The following is an 18374-nucleotide window of genomic DNA, read 5'->3' on the forward strand; positions in this document are numbered from 1 at the left end:
GGAAGTAAACAAGTTTGGCGCCGGCAGGGGATGCCAGCCGGTGCATATGTGGCTAGGGTAATGGAATGGTCATAGATGATGTCTTCGCCGTCATCGCTGAATCGACGCGCCGCTCCATCCTCATCTCATTGCGCCCCGGAGACAAAGCAGTGGGGGAACTCGTAGAGGAACTGGGCGTGAGCCAGCCTACGGTCTCAAAGCATTTGAAAGTCCTGAGGGAAGCCGGCCTGGTGCGGATGCGTGCCGATGGTCAGCGCAGGTACTACGGGTTGGAAACCGAGCCGCTCACCGCCGTCGCGTCGTGGCTGGCGTGGTTCGATGTTACGCCGAACGGTAATGGGAAAGCCGCCCTTCACGAGGGCCGGGACGCAGTTGCCGCCGCGCAGCAGGGGCCCCCGCCTGCCGGAACAGCTGAAACCGGCACGGACACGCCTGCCGCGGCCCCTGATGTGGTCCCGGACGGCGTTGCCGGACAGCCCTTGCAGCGCAGTGTCGGCCGTGCCGCGGGACGGGCCGTGGACCTCTTTTACAACTTCCCAAAGTTACGCCGCCGCAGGTAGGACTACGACCGGTGTGGGTAAAGCGAGTATTTTTAACTCTGGCTTTATGAAATGAGCGATTAGGAGACTATGTGGATACCCGGCTGGAAGCTGTGCGGAGTATCGTGTTGGACCGGAACCCTGGCGAAGGCGAGTTCCACCAGGCAGTGGATGAGGTCTTTGCCAGTCTGGTGGCGGTGCTCGACAAGCACCCGGAATTCGCGGAAGCATCTATCCTGGAGCGCATCTGCGAACCGGAGCGGCAGATCATTTTCCGGGTTCCGTGGGTGGACGATACCGGCAAGGTGCAGATCAACCGGGGGTTCCGGGTGGAATTCAACTCCGCGCTCGGCCCGTTCAAGGGCGGTCTGAGGTTCCACCCCTCCGTCTACCAGGGAATCATCAAATTCCTCGGTTTCGAGCAAATCTTCAAGAACGCGCTGACCGGGATGCCGATCGGCGGCGGCAAGGGCGGCGCGGACTTCGACCCCCGCGGGCGCAGCGAAGGCGAAATAATGCGCTTCTGCCAGTCCTTTATGACCGAACTGTACCGGCACCTCGGCGAATATACGGATGTGCCGGCCGGTGACATTGGTGTGGGCGGCCGCGAAATCGGCTTCCTGTTCGGTCAGTATAAGCGGATCACCAACCGCTACGAATCGGGAGTGCTCACCGGCAAGGGCACCAGTTGGGGCGGCTCCCTGGTGCGCCCCGAAGCCACCGGCTACGGCACGGTGCTGTTCACCCAGGAGATGCTGCGCACCAGGAAGCAGACGTTCGACGGGCAGCGAGTGGCCGTCTCCGGCTCGGGAAACGTTGCGCTCCATGCCATCGTCAAGGCCCAGGAGCTGGGAGCGAAGGTCGTGACGGCCTCGGATTCGTCCGGGTTCGTGGTCGACGAGGCGGGTATCGACGTGGACCTGCTCAGCCAGATCAAGGAAGTCGAGCGCGGCCGGATCGGTGAGTATGCCGAGCGCCGCCAGGAAACGGCGAAGTTCGTCGATGGTGGCTCCGTCTGGGACGTTGACGCGACTGTGGCACTGCCCTGCGCGACCCAGAACGAGCTCCTGGAAGAAGATGCAGTCAAGCTGGTCAAGTCCGGGGTGACAGCTGTGGCCGAGGGCGCAAACATGCCCTGCACCAGCAAGGCCGCCGATGTGTTCCACGATGCCGGCGTACTGTTTGGCCCGGGTAAAGCCGCCAACGCCGGCGGAGTGGCGACGTCGGCGTTGGAAATGCAGCAGAACGCCAGCAGGGATTCGTGGACTTTCGAGTACACCGAGGAACGGTTGACGGACATCATGGTGGGCATCCACGATCGTTGTGCGACCACCGCGGATGAGTACGGGCAGCCGGGCAACTACGTGGCCGGGGCTAACATCAGCGGCTTTGTGCGGGTGGCGGACGCCATGCTCGCCCAGGGCGTGATCTAGGAACAGCGCGTAGACGCAGGTTGTTCCACCACTGGCGTCGGCTCTGCCCGGGCGGTGGAATGATGAAAACTTTCACTTTAATCCCATCTACCTCTAGAGTGTGGTTACGACACGGTGAACGCACGGTCTCGCACGCGGTGTTGCGAAGAACAACTTTGGAGCAAAGGAACAGGGAGATGGGCGAGGAGAGAAATTTCTCTGACGTGCGATTCTTGACAGTATCGGAAGTGGCCGAGGTTATGCGGGTGTCCAAGATGACTGTGTACCGCCTGATTCATTCAGGTGAGATGCCTGCAGTGCAGTTTGGCCGCTCCTACCGCGTACCGGAGGCGGCCGTGACGGATTACCTCAAAGAGGCAAAGGTCGACGGCCAGTCCGACACGGCCTGACTGCCGGCGGCAGGGCCAACCCACTGTGCAGTAGCGCACAGGGGGCGGAGCGTGTGCCGCGGCGGACGCCTGTAGACGGTACCCTGTTAAGGAACGTTTTACGTCGTGGTAAGAAACTGCCCGGCCTGACGCCGGGTGAAAAGACAAAAGTTTGTGAGGACTCGTGGGTTCAGTAATTAAGAAGCGCCGCAAGCGTATGGCCAAGAAGAAGCACCGTAAACAGCTTCGCAAGACCCGCCACCAGCGCCGCAACAAGTAGCAGGCGCCTGCGCTCAGCCGCCCGTCATCGTACAGATGGCGGGCGTTGTTGATTTAACTGTGATTCAGGGGGTTCAGCGGCGCCGGAACTTGGCCAGGCTCTTCCACAGCCCATAGACGACGCCGGCTCCCGTTGCCGTCCGCAGCCCGAGGGTGGCGGCACGGCGTCCGCTGCGGAAGTCGTACACCGGCCAGCTGTTCGCTTTGGCATGCTGCCGCAGCCGCGTATCGGGATTGATGGCCACCGGATGCCCCACTGCCGAGAGCAGGGGAATGTCGTTGTAGGAGTCGCTGTAGGCCCAGCAATCGGCCAGGTCGAATCCCTCGGCGCCGGCCAGCGCGATGATCGCATCAGCCTTGGCTGGCCCATGCAGGAAGTCACCGACGAGTTGGCCGGTGTAGTAGCCGTCGGTGATTTCCCCGACCGTCCCCAGGGCGCCTGTCAGCCCCAGCCGGTCGGCGATCACGCGGGCCACCTCAATTGGCGTTCCGGTGACCAGCCACACCTTCCGCCCGGCCATCACATGCTGGTTGGCCAGCGCCCGGGTGCCCGGCCAGATTCTGGAGGCAATCATTTCGTCGTAGACCTCGTCGCCGAGGGTCTCCACGTCCGAGGCGGCGATACCGGTGGCAAACGTCAGTGCGGATTCGCGGATGGATTGCACATCGTTGAGGTTCTCGCCCCGCAGGTTGTACTTCACTTGCTTCCAGGCAAAGCCCGCGACGTCGCGCATCCTGAATGCCCGCCGCTGGTACATCTTGCGGGCAACATGAAACAGGCTGGCTCCCCGCATCATGGTGTTGTCGACGTCGAAAAAGGCGGCGCCCACATGCGGTGGAGTGCCGGCCGGATCGTGGCCAGTGTCCTCCGAAGTGGTCGTGGGCATAGTTCGAGTCTAGCGTTTCAGCGCCGCTGCGCTCTGTGACGATTGAAAGTAGCGGGTTTGTCGCCCGGGTGCCTGGCTTTTCGGCTGGTCGGACGCTGGGGTTGCGTGCTGACAACTGGTCCGGCCTGGGGCACCGGTACCGTTGAACCATGGGCGAACATCAGACGCGGAGATTGTCCCTGCTGACCCGGCCGCAGTGCCACCTGTGCGAGGCGGCGCGCGACGTCGTGGGCAGGGTTGCCGCGGACCTGCACATGGACTGGGAGGAAGTGTCGCTCGACGACGATCCCGGCCTCATCGAACGGTACGGCGAAGAAATCCCGGTCGTCTTCGTGGACGGAGTGCAGCGTGATTTCTGGCAGATCGATGAGGCCAGGCTGCGGCGGATCCTCGAAGCAGAATAAGTCATTCCAACTTTGTGGCGGATCGGCTGAGCCTTAAAGTGGAGGTACCCACGGATGCCGCCACGGCCGCGTGGGGCAGCGTTGCACAGCAGCGCTGATTGCGGCGAATGGAGCATGAGTGAGCGAGCGTGAGACCCCTTCCCGGCCAAGACCGGAGCCCGTCCCTGTCCCGGCGCGGGGAGAGATACCGCCGGCCTCGTTGGCGCGCCTCACGCTCTATCTGCGGGCGCTCAACAGCCTGCTGGCCGAGGCGGTCGAGCGAGTCTCCTCGGAGGAGCTGGCTGACGCGGCGGGAGTGAACTCATCCATCCTGCGTAAAGATCTGTCCTACCTGGGCTCCTACGGAACCCGCGGCGTCGGCTATGAGGTTCCCTATCTGAACCGGCAGATCACCGCAGCGCTGGGGCTGACCCAGGACTGGCGGGTGGCGATTGTCGGAGCCGGCAACCTGGGACGTGCGCTGGCGGGGTACACAGGTTTTGAGTCGCGTGGCTTTGAAGTGGTGGCCCTGCTCGACGCCGACCAGTTGGTGGTCGACAGCGAGGTCGGTTGGTTGCGGGTCCGGCACGTGGACAACCTGGAGTCGGTCATCGAGCGCACCCGCACCAATATGGTGGTGATGGCCGTTCCGGCCACGGTGGCACAGGACCTGTGCGACAGGATTGTGGCTTCCGGGGTGACAAGCATCCTCAACTTCGCGCCGGTGCTGCTGCAGGTGCCTGACCATGTGCAGGTGCGCAAGGTGGATATGGCCACCGAACTGCAGATCCTTGCCTACCACGCACAGCGGGCGCAGCACCCGGAAATTGAACCCGAATCCCACGCCCGCACTGCGACCTAGAAGCCAGCGGATTTACTGCCCGTAGGCTCCAAACTTCTGTGCCTTAATGGCGTTGAAGTAGTTGCTTGATTTCGGCAGGAACAAAAGCACGACGGCGGCCACGCCCAGCAGCACTGTGATGATCCACAGGAAGCTGGCGCCGATCATCGTCAACAGGGACAACGCGGCCAGCACGGTCGCGGTGATCCGGGCCCAGTTCTTGCCCTTGCGCACCATGAAGCCGAGCAGCAGGTAGAGACCAATGCCAATGATTCCGATAATGACAATGAATACGGCTGCCGCGCCAATCAGGGCCTGGGCGTCCATCGGCGCCTGGCCGCCCTGCTGGCCCATGATCATCTCGAACTGCTCCATCATGGCCGGTGATCCTAAGGCCGCAAGGGTGACGATGGTCGTCACCGCGGTCAGCACCGCAGCCGCAATGATCAGCCAGAAGGAGATTTCCACTTCCCTGGGCCGCTGGACCGGCCCCGGCTGTGCGAACTGGCCTTGACCGCCGGGATATCCGTAAGCGGCAGGCTGCCCGGCGGGGTAACCATACGGCGGCTGAGCACCCGGGTCCTGGCCGTACGGCGGCTGTCCGGCCGGGTTCTGGTGTTCCATTGGCGGCTGCTGGCCCGCCACCGACTGGCCCGGTCTCGGCTGGCCGTATCCGGGAGCGTGCTCGCCATACTGCGGCTGGTCCTGCTGCGGCTGGCCGTATTGGGGCTGATCGTACCGGGGCCGGCCATCATCGGGCTGACCATACTGCGGCTGCTCCGGCTGGTCCTGGTTGCCGTCGTCGTCGGGTTTTCGATTCGGATCCGGCGGTTGATTGGGATCCTGTGGAGGGGTGCTCATGACCTTCGTCCTATCGTTCGAGACCGTATTCAGCTGTTCCCTTACTGCTCCTGTCCCGCAGATACAGTAAGTACTCTTTCCACCCTACCGCCAGCGACCTGGCTGATGAGGGACCTTGTACACCTTCTTGCCGGGTAGTTTCCCGGGCAATTCCACGCACCAGGCATCGGCGATGGGGTGCGACGGTTCCGCCGGTGGACATGAAAGCGGCCGCTGTCCGGTTCCTGGATGAACCGGACAGCGGCCGCAGACAGTGAGCGAGAGTTACTCGCTGGCAGCGACGAAGGCCACATCCAGGCTGATAGTGACCTTCTCGCCGACCAGCACGCCGCCGGTCTCCAGGGCGGCGTTCCAGGTCAGTCCGAAGTCCTTGCGGTTGATCACGGTGCTGCCGGAGAAGCCGGCCCGGGTGGCGCCGAAGGGATCCACTGCCACGCCATTGAACTCGGTGTCGAAGGTGACGGGCTGGGTGGTGCCCTTGATGGTCAGGTCACCGGAGATGCGGTAGGTTTCGCCGGAGCCGGAAACGTCGGTGGCGACGAACTTCATCTCCGGGTACGTCTGCGCGTCGAAGAAATCCTCGCCCTTGACATGGGCGTCACGGTTCGGGTCTTTGGAATTGAAGCTGTCTGTCTTGGCGACCGCGGACAGGCGGGACTGGTCCAGGCTGTCAGCGACTTCCAGTGCCGCCTCGACGTTGTCGAAGTGGCCGCGGACCTTGCTGATGCCTGCGTGGCGGACGGTGAAGCCAACCTCGCTGTGGGTCGGGTCAAGGGTCCAGGTGCCTTTGGTCAAGCCGGTGGGAATAGACATATTTGCTCCTTTAGCTGTTGCGGTTTCGGTGGGCGACGAACGCGCCGACGCGGGCCGTTCCGTCACCGTCACGGGTTAAAAGCATGCATTTGCATGTTTTATTCCGGCGCCGGGAGACTTTTTTGATTGATGTGTTCGGCCGTGCAGGTGAAAACGGCCAACCGGTGGACGAATGGGCGGAATCCGGCACGTCTTCCTGCCCGGCCGAACATGACGCGGCGGCCACCCGCAGGACGGCCGCCTCGCCGTCGGCCCGTGACGCCCGGAAACACAGGGTTCGTCAAGGGGTGCCAACTTTGAGAAACTGGAAAGCATGTCCCGTGCCACCATTCACATGCTTCGCCACGGCGAGGTCCATAATCCCGACCGTCTGCTCTACGGACGGCTGCCGGAATTCCACCTGTCCGGATTGGGGGAGCAGATGGCCGAGCGGGCGGCAAAGGAATTCAAGAAGCGCACCGAAGCCGGTGCCGTGATCTCTTACCTGGTGTCCTCGCCGCTGACCCGCGCACAAGAGACCGCGGTGCCGACGGCACGGGCCCTCGGGCTGGACGTGGTGACCGATGAGCGGATCATCGAGGCGACAAACCGCTTCGAAGGCCTGGCGGTCACCGGGGCGGAACTCTGCCATGCCAAGCATTGGAAGCATCTGGTCAATCCGGTGAAGCCGTCCTGGGGCGAGCCGTATACGGAGCAGGTGGACCGCGTGATGCAGGCGGTGGCCGAGGCACGGGACAAGGCTGTTGCCGCCGGAGGTGCCGGTGCCGAGGCGGTGATGGTCAGTCACCAGCTCCCGATCTGGGTGACCCGCCGCGCTGCCGAGAAGCGCAGGCTGTGGCACGATCCTCGGCGTCGAAAATGCTCACTGGCCTCTATCACTTCCCTCACGTTTGAAGGCGACGAGATCGTGGACGTCCAGTACAGCGAGCCCGCGGCCGACCTGCTTTCAGGTGCTGCCAATGTTCCAGGGGCATAATTAAGTACTACACGTTGTAGAATTGACAGCATTGCCGCAACGAAATCGATGAAAGACGCGCCTGATGCCTGAATCGAAACACCAGCGCCGGGTGACCGGCCGCGTTGCCGCGCGCCTGGCCGCCATCGTGCTGGCTCTCAGTTTGCCATTGACAGCCTGCACAGCTGAAGATCCGCTGGCCCAGCAAGCAGAGGCCGGCAGCAATAAGAACTACATCGCAGGTGATGGCTCCGTCACCGAATACGCCCCTGAATCCCGCGGCGAACCTGTGCAGCTCGATGCGAAGCTGTTTAACGGCAAGAGCGTTGATTCGTCCAACTGGCAGGGCCAAGTCACCGTGCTGAATTTCTGGTACGCCGCGTGTGCACCCTGCCGGGCTGAGGCCCCGGAGCTGCAGTCGCTATACGAAAAGTTTAAGGACGAGGGCGTCCAGTTCTACGGCGTAAACCTCAGGGACAGCAAACCTACCGCCGATGCGTTTGAGCGCAATTTTGGAATCACCTATCCAAGCATCAAGGACAAAAACGGTAGCGTGTTGTTGTCGATGACCGAATATGTTCCGCCGCAGGCCGTGCCCACCACTATCGTGTTGGATAAGCAGGGACGCGTTGCCGCCAGGATCCTTGGAATGGCGGACAAGAGCACCCTGGAGACACTGATTTCCGACTCGGTGGCTGCCTGACAGTGGGAACCGCCATCTCCGCCACACTGACCGGTGCGCTTTCCGGCCCGACGACAGGGACGCTCCAGGCGGCGGCCAACCCCTTCGCCGAGACGGTGCTTGGCGGTCCGCTCCTGCTGGCCATTCCGGTGGCGCTGCTGGCCGGCCTGGTGTCTTTCGCCTCGCCGTGTGTGCTGCCGCTGGTTCCCGGATACCTGGGGTATGTCAGCGGGTTGACCGGAGTCGATCTGCAGCAGCAAAAACGCGGCCGGATGCTGGTCGGTATCGGGCTGTTCGTGCTCGGCTTCTCTCTGGTGTTTATGCTCATTGGCGCGGTTTTCGGCCAGCTCGGCGCCTGGTTGCAGGGTGCCGACCAGGGGTGGGTGACCCAGGTCCTGGGCGTGTTGGTCATCGTGATGGGCATCGTCTTTATGGGCGGGATGTCATGGTTCCAGCGCGATGCGAAGATCCAATCCAAGCCGCCGGCCGGGCTCTGGGGTGCGCCGCTGTTGGGCATTACCTTCGGACTGGGCTGGGCGCCTTGTATCGGTCCGACCCTTTCGGCGGTCCAGGCGCTGGCATTCTCCGGAGGCAGCGGCGCCCTCAAGGGCGCGGCGCTGACCTTCGTGTACTGCATCGGGCTGGGTCTGCCCTTCCTGCTGATCGCTCTCGGTGCCCGTCGCGGCATGGGGGCCCTCGCCTTCTTCCGCCGGCACCGGCTGGCCGTGCAGCGTTTTGGCGGCGGACTGCTGATCGTGCTTGGCCTGCTGATGGTGACCGGGCTCTGGGGCAGCTGGGTCGGACAATTGCAGGTCTGGTTTGCCAATGAAGTGAGGTTGCCGGTCTGATGCGCAGGACAACAGGTGAGGAAGAGTTGAGGCCCGACGACGGCGGTCGGCCCGACGAGGGCGGCCGGCCCGACGAGGGCGGCACCGATCGTGGTGCCGCCACTGAGCGGGATGCCGGTGCGGGCACGGAGTCCGGTGCCGGCAAAGGTGCCGTCGACGTCGGCCAAGGCGCCGGCCGCACTAAGAAATCACGCAGGAAGAAATCCGGCAAGGACGACGTAGTGCTGCCCGCCCTGGGCTTCATCGGCATGCTGCGCTTCGTCTGGCGGCAGCTGACCAGCATGCGCACCGCGCTGTTCCTGCTGCTGCTGCTGGCGGTGGCGGCAGTGCCTGGATCGCTCTTTCCGCAGCGGCCCACCAACGCTGCGGCCGTGGACCAATACATCGAGGACCACCCGGTGGTCGGTCCGTGGCTGGAGAACCTGCAGTTGTTCGACGTTTATTCGTCGGTCTGGTTCTCGGCGATCTACCTGCTGTTGTTCATCTCGCTGATCGGCTGTGTGGTCCCGCGGACGGCTCAACATGCAAAGGCGATGCGGTCGAAACCACCGCGCACCCCACGGCGGCTGTCCCGCCTGCCGGAGTACAGCGCCATGGCGATCCCGGCAGCTGCAGGAGTGACGCCGTCGTCGGCTATTGAAGAGGCCGCCGCCATGCTGAAGAAGCGTGGCTACCGCGTGGATGTGCGGGACCGGGACACCGGGCGGCCCTCGGTGGGTGCTGAGCGCGGCTTCCTCAAGGAAGTGGGGAACCTGCTGTTCCACATCTGCCTGATCGGCGTGCTGATCTCTGTGGCCGTGGGCGGGATGTTCGGCTACAGCGGCCAGAAGACGCTGGTCGAGGGCGACACGTTCGTCAATACGCTGGTCGGGTATGACTCGTTCGAACCGGGCAACAACTTCGACCGGGGGCAGCTGGACCCGTACTCCATCAGGCTGGACGACTTCAGCGTCACCTTTGACCGGCAGTCTGAGGCCAATTACGGCCAGCCATTGGACTACACCGCCGAGATGACCGTCACCGAGTCCCCGGGGGCCGAGCCCGAGCAGCAGGTGCTGGAGGTCAACGACCCGCTGAGTATCGGCGGCACCAATGTGTACCTGCTGGGCAATGGATACGCTCCCGTGGTCACCGTCCGCGGCGGCAACGGAAATGTTGCGTACAAGGGGCCAGTCATCTCGCTTCCCAGTGACAGCTCCTACACCTCCAGTATCGTCATCAAGGCCCCGGACGCCCAGCCGTCGCAGCTCGGGTTCGTCGGGCTCTTCATTCCCACCGCCGTCGTCGGCAAGGACGGCCGTACGGTGGCCAGCGACCCGGACCCGCTGAACCCGCAACTGCTGCTTGATTCCTACTACGGGAACCTGGGGCTGGACAGCGGGGACCCGCAGAACGTGTACGCCCTGGACGTGAAGGGCCTTAACCAGCTCAATGGACGTCAGCTGGACACTGGTGGGATCGTGCTTAAAGCGAAAGAGACCTACAAGCTTCCCGAGGGCAAGGGATCCATCTCATTCGACGGCCTGAAGCGGTACATTGCCATTGAAGTCCATCACGACCCGGGCAAGATGGCGGTGCTCATGTGCTCTTCATTGGCACTGCTGGGGTTGATCATGTCGTTGTTCATTGGGCGGCGCCGGGCGTGGGTCCGCGCGGGTGCACACGATGACGGACGCACCATGGTTGAGTTCGGGCTGCTGGCCCGCGGCGAGGATTACCGGCTGGACGCGGAGCGGGACAAACTGCGCGAACTGTTCGGCAGGAAGTGGTTGGTGGAGAATGGCCAACCCGACGATGACGATCGTAAGGATAAGTAATGGGTGTCAACGAAACCCTGGGTGAGTACAGCGACCTGTTCATGCTGTTGGCCGCCATGACTTACTTGGTGGCCTTCCTGGGCTTCGCCTGGGATATGGCAAGCAGCAGCAAAACGCTCAAGGCCGTCGACCAACGCGCCGCTTCGGCTCAAAACGCTCAGCAGACGACGTCGAAAGTCTCCACCGTGGCTGCCGGGGCCGGGGCACAGGCCGAAAGCACCAGCCACGAAGGCCTCACCGGCCCGTCCGACCGGGTGGCGCGCATTGGCTCGGGTCGCTCCGCCAGCGTCAGTGACTCCGTGGCGGCCCAGTCGATGGATTACACGGGGGAGCGCCGGGTGGCCGCCCGGGTGGGCGTGAGTATTACTGCGCTGGCATTCGTGGTGCATCTGGCCGCTGTGCTGGCCCGTGGTATCGCTGCGGACCGGGTGCCGTGGGGCAATATGTACGAATTCTGCACCACCGGCGCCCTGGTGGTGGCCGGCATCTTCCTCGGTGCACTGACTCGCAAGGACCTGCGGTTCCTCGGAACGTTCGTTATCGGCCTGGTGCTGATCATGCTCTGCGCGGCAACTATCGGGTTCCCCACGCCGGTGGGCAACCTGATCCCGGCGCTGCAGAGCTACTGGCTGGTCATCCACGTTTCGGTGGCGGTCATTGCTTCGTCATTGTTCACCCTGACCTTCGCGATGTCGGTGCTCCAGCTGCTCCAGTCACGCCGCGAAGCGGCCCTGGCGGCGGGACAGAGCCCGGGCATGGCATTCATGAAACGGGTTCCGGCCGCGCTCAACCTGGAGAACCTGGCCTACCGGATCAACGCCGTGGGCTTCGTGCTGTGGACTTTCACGCTGATGGCCGGGGCGATCTGGGCTGAAGAGGCATGGGGCCGCTACTGGGGCTGGGACACCAAAGAAGTCTGGACCTTCGTGATCTGGGTGGTGTTCGCCGGTTACCTGCACGCACGGGCCACCCGCGGGTGGACCGGGACCCGCGCGGCCTGGCTCTGCATTGTCGGCTACCTGTGCATCATTTTCAACTTCGCCATTGTGAACGTGTTCTTCTCGGGCTTGCACTCCTACTCCGGGCTGTAAACACTCCGCCACGTTGCACCGGTTCCCGGTGGCATGATGTCCTGTGAGACATCGCACCGGGGGCGGGGGTGATATCCAGCCGCATGCAACGGAAGGCCACAGCTATGACGCCGTCGTCACCTGAGATCGATCACTCAACCGCGCCCGGGCTGCGGGACGCCGGCGACGTGAAGCGGGTGCTGGTCCGCAAGCGCATCGGCTTGCTGACCGGCGTCGTGCTGGCCGTTGTGGTCTATTTCGTGTTGCCGGCGGATCTGGACCAGCAGGCGCGGATCACCGCGTCCATCGCCGCCTTGATGGCGTCATGGTGGATGACAGAGGCTATTCCACTGGCCGCGACGGCGCTGATTCCGCTGGTATTGTTCCCGGCTCTCAATGTCGCAACGGTCGACGACGTCGCCCCTCCCTACGCCAACCCCATTATCTTCCTGTTCATGGGCGGGTTCATGCTCGCCCTGGCCCTGCAGCGGTGGAACCTGCACCGGCGCATTGCATTGGCGACAGTGCTGCTCGTCGGGACGAAGCCGAAACAGCTGGTGGGCGGATTCATGATCGCCACCGGGTTCCTGAGCATGTGGGTGTCCAATACGGCCACCGCTGTGATGATGATTCCCATCGGGCTGTCGGTGTTGAGCCTGGTGGCGAACACGGAACATGCGGAGAAGCCCCCGAAGAACTTCGGTATCGCGTTGATGCTCGGCATTGCCTATTCAGCGTCCATTGGTTCGCTGGGAACCATTATCGGCACCCCTCCCAACGCCCTGATGGTCGGCTACCTGGCCGAGAACCACGACATCAACATCGGCTTCGGCGAGTGGATGCTGGTGGGCGTGCCAATGGCGGTCGTGTTCATGGCGATCACCTGGTTCCTGCTGACCCACGTGCTCTTCAAACCTGAAATCGAAGAGATCCCCGGCGGACGTGAGTTGATCCGGGACGAGTTCAAGAAGCTTGGCCCCATGAACACCGGCGAGAAGCTGGTGCTGGCCACCTTCGTGCTGGCCGCGGCAGCATGGATCACCGTGCCCCTGTTGTGGCCCGATACCAACATCGGCAATGCGGTGATCGCGATGGCTGTCGCCGTCGTGCTGTTCCTCGTGCCGGCCGATCCGAACAGGGGCGTGCCGCTGCTGAACTGGTCAAGTGCCAAGGAGCTGCCCTGGGACATTCTGATCCTCTTCGGCGGTGGACTGGCCCTGTCGGCCCGGTTCACGGAGTCGGGATTGAGCGAATGGATCGGCACCCAGGTCAGTGCGCTGGGCGGCCTGCCGCTGGTGCTCATCATCGCCGCCGCCTCGGCACTGGTGCTGATGCTCACCGAACTCACCAGCAACACGGCCACTGCGGCCACATTCCTGCCGCTGATCGGCGCGGTCGCCGTCGGACTGGGCTATGACCCCATGCTGCTCGTCATACCGGTTGCCATCGCAGCGACGTGTGCGTTCATGCTCCCGGTGGCCACCCCGCCGAATGCCATCGCGTATTCGTCGGGGCACTTGGAAATAGCCCACATGATCAAGGCCGGCGCCGGGCTTAACGTCATCGCGTTGGTGTTGACAACGATCACGACGCTAACGCTGGCCGTCTGGGTCTTCGGCCTGGTCTACTGACGTCGACTGACCCGGCTATTTGCTGTCCTTGCCGTCCTCGTTCAGGCGTTGTTCACGGTTCCGCAGTTCTGCTTCCTTAGCCCTCAGTTCGGCCTCCTTGGCCTGCTGGCGGCGCTGGGTTTCCAGGTTGTTCAGGAAATGCGGATCATCGTCCGGGGAGGTTGGGCGCCTGCGTGCCTGCTGTCCGCCGGGCTGCTGTCCGCCAGGCTGCTGCCCTCCGGGCTGCTGCCGGGGTGCCTGGGCAAGGGGGCGTCCGAGGACGAGCCAGAGCAGGGCCCCGATAACGGGTATCAGGACAATGATGGCGATCCAGGCGGCCTTCGGTACGCTGCGGACCTTGGCCGCATCCGACATGATGCAGTCGATCGCGGCGTACACGATCAGCGCGACCAGGAGAATGACTAATATTCCGCGCATACATCCATTCTAATGGAGGACCAGGGGTGGAACGGACAGATGTGCTGGAGGGGCCGGGCAGAAGCTAGAATTGCCCTGTGGCATTCTTCAAATACTCCGCCGTCAGGCTCGGCATCACTGCAGTCGTGTTGGCCCTGTGTCTGTGGCTGGGTCTGGGGTGGATCTTCTCTGCCATAATCGCCGTCGTCGTTGCCTTCTGCATCAGCTTCCTGTTCCTGACCAGGATGCGCAACGAGGCTGCCTCGTCAGTCCAACACCGTTTCAGCGGGAAGGCGGAGCCGATCCGCACCAAGACGGAGCGCAGCGATGCCGAAGCAGAGGATCCTTTCCAGGACGCCAATCCCGAGCACCGCCCGCAGCCGCCGGTTCGGGGCCGCGACCGCGGAACTGCCGGCGAGTAGCGCGCCGCTGAAGGTTCCGGTGTTTCAGCCAAGTGTGGCCGAAAACACCAGCCCCAGGCTGAACAGCACGCTGTAACCCAGGTTGATCAGTCCGGTCTGCTTCAGCACTGGAATCAGGCTCTTGCGCCGCTTGCCCTTGAGCATCAGCCAACTCGGCAACAGGCATGCGGGGCAGACCAATAGCACCAGCAGGATCCAGGGGAGCTGCTCCACCAGGATCAGGGGCAGGAAGATGGCAGCGGCCAGCATCATCACATAGCTGATCCGGGCACTGTCGTCACCGAGGCGGACCGCGAGCGTCTTCTTGCCCGCCGCGATGTCTGTGGGAATGTCGCGGACGTTATTGGCCATCAGCAAGGCCATCGCGATCAGGCCCGTGCCGGTGGCACCCAGGAAGGCGGCCAGACTGATCTGGCCCGCTTGTGTGTAGGTTGTCCCCAGGGTGGCCACCAGGCCGAAGAAGACAAAAACAAAGACGTCGCCCAGTCCCAGGTAGCCGTACGGATTCGAGCCGCCGGTGTATCCCCATCCGGCCAGCACGCAGGCGACTCCAACCAGCAGCAGCCACCACGAACCCGACAGGATGATCAGCACCAGACCCGCGAGCAGCGCTGCCCCGAAGGAGGCGAAGGACGCATTGCGGACGGCAGCGGGACCGGCTGCACCCGAGGCCGTCAGCCGCAGCGGACCGACCCGGTTGTCGTCGGTTCCCCGCACGCCGTCGGAGTAGTCGTTGGCATAGTTCACCCCAACCTGCATCAGCACCCCGACCAACAGCGCGAGCACCGCGTTGAGCAGGATGAACGACCCGAGCTCAAACGCAGCCGCACTGCCGATAATCACGGGAGCTACCGCCATCGGCAGCGTGCGAAGCCGGGCACCCTCAAGCCATTGGCCGGCAGTAGCCACAGTTCAACTCCTCTTTGCTTTCAAATAGGCCAACCGGTGCACCTCGCGTGCGACCGACGATTACGCGGTTGACTCGTCCCGGTACGTCCGCTCCAGCAGATGTATTAGTCGCTGCCGGTCCGGTTTTCCGGTGGGCAGCATGGGAAGCTCGCTCACGAACTTCACCACCTTGGGCACGGCCTCCGCCGCGATGTCCCGGCGGACAGCGTCGGTCACTGCCTGCGTGTCAGCGGAGCCGACGACGGCGGCCGCAACGACGTGCCCCCACTCGGCGCTCTCAACGCCCGCCACGAATGCGGACTGCACACCTGCAACACCCTCGATGGTCTTCCTGACTGAAGCCGCGGAGATCTTCAGGCCGCCACTGATAACGACGTCATCGACCCGGCCAATCACCCGCAGCCTGCCGTCGTCGTCGAATTCTCCCAGGTCATCAGTGACGTACCAGCGGGTCTCGTCCTCATCGATGAAGCGGCGCCCGGTCAGCTCCGGCTCGTTGAGATATCCCGCCGCGACGACGTCGCCACCGAGGCGGATCCTGCCGTCGTCGAGCTTGATCTGCACGCCGGGCAGCGGCTTGCCGTCATAGACACAGCCACCACACGTTTCACTCATCCCGTAGGTGGTGAACACCTTCAGCCCTTCGCCGGCCGCTGCGGCGAGCAGGTCGGAATTCACCGGACTGCCACCGAGCAGGATGGCGTTGAACCTGCGCAGCACTGACAAGGTGCTTGGATCCGGTGAATCGAGCAGCCGGTGCAGCTGGGTTGGAACCAGCGAAACATAGCGGTGCGGGTCGGTCATTTCCCGGGCTGCACTGGTGAAAGCCTCGGTGTCGAAGCCGTTCGAAGGGTCCATGACCATGGGCTTGGTGCCTGCATAAAGCGAGCGGATCAGTACCTGCAGTCCCGCCACGTGATGCACCGGGAGCGTGCACAGCCACTGTCCTTCGCCTTGCAAGGTGATGGCGGTGGCCATGGAGGAGGCGGCCAGCGAATCGATGGTCAGCATAGTCTGCTTAGGTTCGCCGGTTGAACCGGAAGTGCTGACGACGACGGCGGTGTCCGGTGCCAGCCCGGCCGGCGCTTGCTGCGCGTGCCGCTCAGCCCCGTTGGGGGAGAGGTCAGTCAGGCCGGTGAGCAGATTGGCCGGCGGCTCATCCGTCGCGTAGGGCGCCACAACCGGCCCTTCACCGGCGAGTACGTCAGCCAGCGGCTTGAGCAGCTCCAACGGGTTGAAGTCCCGGGGCGTGTGGATGGGGAGGATCTCCATGCGGGCGAAGTCCTTGGGCTAGTAGTAGTGCGGAAAGCGGGACCAGTCCGGATCCCGTTTGTCGAGGAATGCCTCCTTGCCCTCCACGGCCTCGTCGGTCATGTAGGCAAGCCGGGTCGCTTCTCCGGCAAAGACCTGCTGCCCGGTCAGACCGTCGTCAGGGAGGTTGAAGGCGAATTTGAGCATCCGGATCGCCTGCGGGGATTGCCGGGCGATGTCTGCTGCGTACTCCAGTGCGACTTCCTCGAGACGTTCATGATCAACCACCTCATTGACTGCACCCATCCGGTGCATGTCGTCAGCGGAGTATTCGCGGGCGAGGAAAAATATCTCACGCGCCGCCTTTTGTCCGACTTGGCGGGCCAGCAGCGCCGAGCCGTAACCGGCGTCGAACGATCCCACCGTGGCATCGGTTTGTTTGAAACGGCCGTACTGCGCCGAGGCGATGGTCAGATCGGCGACTACGTGCAGGCTATGGCCGCCTCCGGCCGCCCACCCGTTGACGACGGCGACCACGACCTTGGGCATGGTGCGGATCAGCCGCTGGACTTCGAGAATGTGTAATCTCCCGGCACGCGCCGGATCGACCGTTTCCTGCGTTTCGCCGTCTGCATAGCGGTAGCCGTCCCTGCCGCGGATTCGCTGGTCGCCGCCCGAGCAGAACGCCCAGCCTCCGTCCTTTGTGCTGGGGCCATTGCCGGTTAGCAGCACGGTGCCGACGTCGGGTGTCATCCGGGCGTGGTCGAGTGCACGGTAGAGTTCGTCAACCGTTCCGGGGCGGAACGCGTTACGCACCTCCGGACGGTTGAAGGCAATCCGCACGGTCGGCATATCCCGGACTTCACCGGCAGTTGCGCCGGGGCTGGCAGTTGCGCCCGGCGAGTCCGGGACGCGTTCCACCTGACGGTGGTACGTGATGTCCTGCAGATCTTCGAATCCGGACACCAAACGCCAGCGCGTTGGATCGAAGATGTCTGAAACCTGGGGTGGAAGTTCAGCGTTCACCAGTCGAGTGTATCTGTGCCGGCCCGAACGTGCCGAGCCGGGATCAATACCCTGAACTTGCCGGCAGGGCCGCCGTGCCGCATCTGCAGCCAGCCTGCTTGTGCGAACGTGTGCAATCTCGACGATCTGTATTCATGACATACCGGTGGCCATCGAACCCAGGCATCGTGGCCCCGGGCCGTGGTAGCAACCGGCCGCCACGTGTTTATCCGGTGTCGGCGAAGTCGATGGTGGTTTGGTGGTGGCCGCGGTGGGGTTTGCGGTTGAAGTAGTGGTTGCGGATTGGTCGTCGGTCGGGGTCGACGTATGCCGGTGGGGTGAACCAGGGGATACCGTTGTGGACGGTGATGGCCCATTTTTCCTTGTGGATGAGGTGGTGGTGGTAGCTGCATAGCAGACACCCGTTGTCGGTGGATGTCTGCCCGTCGTCGCTGGCGTATTTGATGTGATGAGCCTCGGTCCAGGGTGCGGGCATGGTGCAGTAGGGGAAGGAGCATCCGCCGTCTCGGGCGACGAGGGCCCGGCGCAGGTTCGGTGGGAAGATCCTTCGGCCGGTGCCGAGGTCGAGGATTTGGCCGTTGCCGGCCAGCACGGCCGGGATGATCTCGGCGTCGCAGGCCAACTGGCGGATATTCGCGGCGTGGACCGGCCCGGAAAACACGTACGACCCGGTCCCGCCGGTGGCCCCGGCGCCGGCATCCGGACCGTAGCGTCCGGTGCTGAAGACTGTGCCCGTCCCGGCCCCGTCACCGCAGGTACCGCCTTTTGCTTCGGTGAGTTGGGTGAGGAGTTCCTGGTAGTCGATGACGGCCATGATTTGGGGGCGGTGTCCGCCGGTGTCGGGTAGTCCGCCGGTGGCCAGGGCGGCGTCGCAGGCGGCGACGAGCCCGTCGAGGCGTTTCTGCGCCACCGCCCGATTGTCGATCGCCGCCGCCGGCACCGGAGCACCACCGGCGGCACCAC

21 protein-coding genes are annotated in these 18374 nt (G+C 63.7%); 13 read left to right on the forward strand and 8 right to left on the reverse strand.

Annotation, left to right across the window (positions count from 1 at the left end):
• Positions 1 to 65 precede the first annotated feature (65 nt).
• The 4 genes from H535_RS0110925 (at position 66) to H535_RS28400 (ending at position 2620) form a co-directional block, all read left to right on the forward strand.
• Positions 66 to 560 (forward strand): ArsR/SmtB family transcription factor, encoded by a 495-nt coding sequence (locus tag H535_RS0110925; RefSeq protein ID WP_026819575.1) that lies wholly within the window; start codon positions 66 to 68, stop codon positions 558 to 560.
• Between the two features lie 71 nt (positions 561 to 631).
• On the forward strand, positions 632 to 1972 hold the full coding sequence (gdhA, locus tag H535_RS0110930) for an NADP-specific glutamate dehydrogenase (protein WP_026819576.1): 1341 nt from the start codon (positions 632 to 634) through the stop codon (positions 1970 to 1972).
• 176 nt (positions 1973 to 2148) lie between these two features.
• A complete protein-coding gene (locus H535_RS0110935) occupies positions 2149 to 2361 on the forward strand; it encodes a helix-turn-helix domain-containing protein (RefSeq protein WP_026819577.1) in 213 nt (70 codons plus the stop codon).
• Between the two features lie 163 nt (positions 2362 to 2524).
• The gene (locus tag H535_RS28400) at positions 2525 to 2620 is read left to right on the forward strand and encodes a 30S ribosomal protein bS22 (protein WP_081416601.1); all 96 of its coding nucleotides are present in this window, start codon (positions 2525 to 2527) and stop codon (positions 2618 to 2620) included.
• A gap of 73 nt (positions 2621 to 2693) precedes the next feature.
• Here the strand turns inward: H535_RS28400 and H535_RS0110940 are convergent, their stop codons facing one another.
• On the reverse strand, positions 2694 to 3506 hold the full coding sequence (locus H535_RS0110940) for an HAD family hydrolase (protein ID WP_026819578.1): 813 nt from the start codon (positions 3504 to 3506) through the stop codon (positions 2694 to 2696).
• 149 nt (positions 3507 to 3655) lie between these two features.
• Between H535_RS0110940 and H535_RS0110945 the strand changes: the two genes are divergently transcribed.
• Positions 3656 to 3910, forward strand: a complete 255-nt coding sequence (locus H535_RS0110945; RefSeq protein ID WP_035769175.1) for a glutaredoxin family protein — start codon at positions 3656 to 3658, stop codon at positions 3908 to 3910.
• 118 nt (positions 3911 to 4028) lie between these two features.
• A complete protein-coding gene (locus H535_RS0110950; RefSeq protein WP_026819580.1) occupies positions 4029 to 4751 on the forward strand; it encodes a redox-sensing transcriptional repressor Rex in 723 nt (240 codons plus the stop codon).
• 12 nt (positions 4752 to 4763) lie between these two features.
• Here the strand turns inward: H535_RS0110950 and H535_RS0110955 are convergent, their stop codons facing one another.
• Positions 4764 to 5591, reverse strand: coding sequence for a hypothetical protein (locus H535_RS0110955; protein ID WP_026819581.1), 828 nt, complete (start codon positions 5589 to 5591; stop codon positions 4764 to 4766).
• Between the two features lie 264 nt (positions 5592 to 5855).
• On the reverse strand, positions 5856 to 6404 hold the full coding sequence (locus H535_RS0110960; RefSeq protein WP_026819582.1) for a YceI family protein: 549 nt from the start codon (positions 6402 to 6404) through the stop codon (positions 5856 to 5858).
• Between the two features lie 313 nt (positions 6405 to 6717).
• On the opposite strand from H535_RS0110960, the gene H535_RS0110965 reads away from it, so the two are divergent.
• The 6 genes from H535_RS0110965 to H535_RS0110990 all read left to right on the forward strand — a co-directional run bounded on the left by H535_RS0110965 (position 6718) and on the right by H535_RS0110990 (position 13407).
• Entirely contained in the window at positions 6718 to 7380 is a 663-nt protein-coding gene (locus H535_RS0110965; protein WP_026819583.1) for a histidine phosphatase family protein, read from the forward strand.
• A gap of 64 nt (positions 7381 to 7444) precedes the next feature.
• The gene (locus tag H535_RS0110970; RefSeq protein WP_051299034.1) at positions 7445 to 8062 is read left to right on the forward strand and encodes a TlpA family protein disulfide reductase; all 618 of its coding nucleotides are present in this window, start codon (positions 7445 to 7447) and stop codon (positions 8060 to 8062) included.
• Between the two features lie 26 nt (positions 8063 to 8088).
• Positions 8089 to 8889, forward strand: a complete 801-nt coding sequence (locus tag H535_RS0110975; RefSeq protein ID WP_051299054.1) for a cytochrome c biogenesis CcdA family protein — start codon at positions 8089 to 8091, stop codon at positions 8887 to 8889.
• 248 nt (positions 8890 to 9137) lie between these two features.
• On the forward strand, positions 9138 to 10706 hold the full coding sequence (gene resB / locus H535_RS24870; RefSeq protein WP_051299055.1) for a cytochrome c biogenesis protein ResB: 1569 nt from the start codon (positions 9138 to 9140) through the stop codon (positions 10704 to 10706).
• The gene (ccsB, locus tag H535_RS0110985) at positions 10706 to 11797 is read left to right on the forward strand and encodes a c-type cytochrome biogenesis protein CcsB (RefSeq protein WP_026819586.1); all 1092 of its coding nucleotides are present in this window, start codon (positions 10706 to 10708) and stop codon (positions 11795 to 11797) included. Before resB ends, ccsB begins: the two co-directional genes overlap by 1 nt.
• A gap of 104 nt (positions 11798 to 11901) precedes the next feature.
• Positions 11902 to 13407 (forward strand): SLC13 family permease, encoded by a 1506-nt coding sequence (locus H535_RS0110990; protein WP_245580262.1) that lies wholly within the window; start codon positions 11902 to 11904, stop codon positions 13405 to 13407.
• A gap of 15 nt (positions 13408 to 13422) precedes the next feature.
• Here the strand turns inward: H535_RS0110990 and H535_RS0110995 are convergent, their stop codons facing one another.
• A complete protein-coding gene (locus H535_RS0110995; protein ID WP_026819588.1) occupies positions 13423 to 13824 on the reverse strand; it encodes a PLD nuclease N-terminal domain-containing protein in 402 nt (133 codons plus the stop codon).
• Between the two features lie 77 nt (positions 13825 to 13901).
• Between H535_RS0110995 and H535_RS24875 the strand changes: the two genes are divergently transcribed.
• The gene (locus H535_RS24875) at positions 13902 to 14225 is read left to right on the forward strand and encodes a DUF4229 domain-containing protein (RefSeq protein WP_051299036.1); all 324 of its coding nucleotides are present in this window, start codon (positions 13902 to 13904) and stop codon (positions 14223 to 14225) included.
• Between the two features lie 24 nt (positions 14226 to 14249).
• Here the strand turns inward: H535_RS24875 and H535_RS0111005 are convergent, their stop codons facing one another.
• The 4 genes from H535_RS0111005 to H535_RS24885 form a co-directional block, all read right to left on the reverse strand.
• On the reverse strand, positions 14250 to 15134 hold the full coding sequence (locus tag H535_RS0111005) for a 1,4-dihydroxy-2-naphthoate polyprenyltransferase (RefSeq protein WP_026819589.1): 885 nt from the start codon (positions 15132 to 15134) through the stop codon (positions 14250 to 14252).
• A 60-nt stretch (positions 15135 to 15194) separates the two neighbouring features.
• Complete coding sequence (gene menE, locus H535_RS24880; RefSeq protein ID WP_035769179.1) at positions 15195 to 16406, reverse strand: o-succinylbenzoate--CoA ligase; 1212 nt, start codon at positions 16404 to 16406, stop codon at positions 15195 to 15197.
• An 18-nt stretch (positions 16407 to 16424) separates the two neighbouring features.
• Positions 16425 to 17411: a 1,4-dihydroxy-2-naphthoyl-CoA synthase gene (locus H535_RS0111015; RefSeq protein ID WP_026819590.1), complete on the reverse strand. Its 987-nt coding sequence runs from the start codon at positions 17409 to 17411 to the stop codon at positions 16425 to 16427.
• Positions 17412 to 17616: 205 nt separating this feature from the next.
• On the reverse strand, positions 17617 to 18374 hold a 758-nt coding region (locus tag H535_RS24885; protein ID WP_155838657.1), incomplete at its 5' end, for an HNH endonuclease.

Origin of the sequence: Arthrobacter castelli DSM 16402, from assembly GCF_000430705.1 — a bacterium.
GTDB classification, from domain to species: domain Bacteria; phylum Actinomycetota; class Actinomycetes; order Actinomycetales; family Micrococcaceae; genus Arthrobacter_C; species Arthrobacter_C castelli.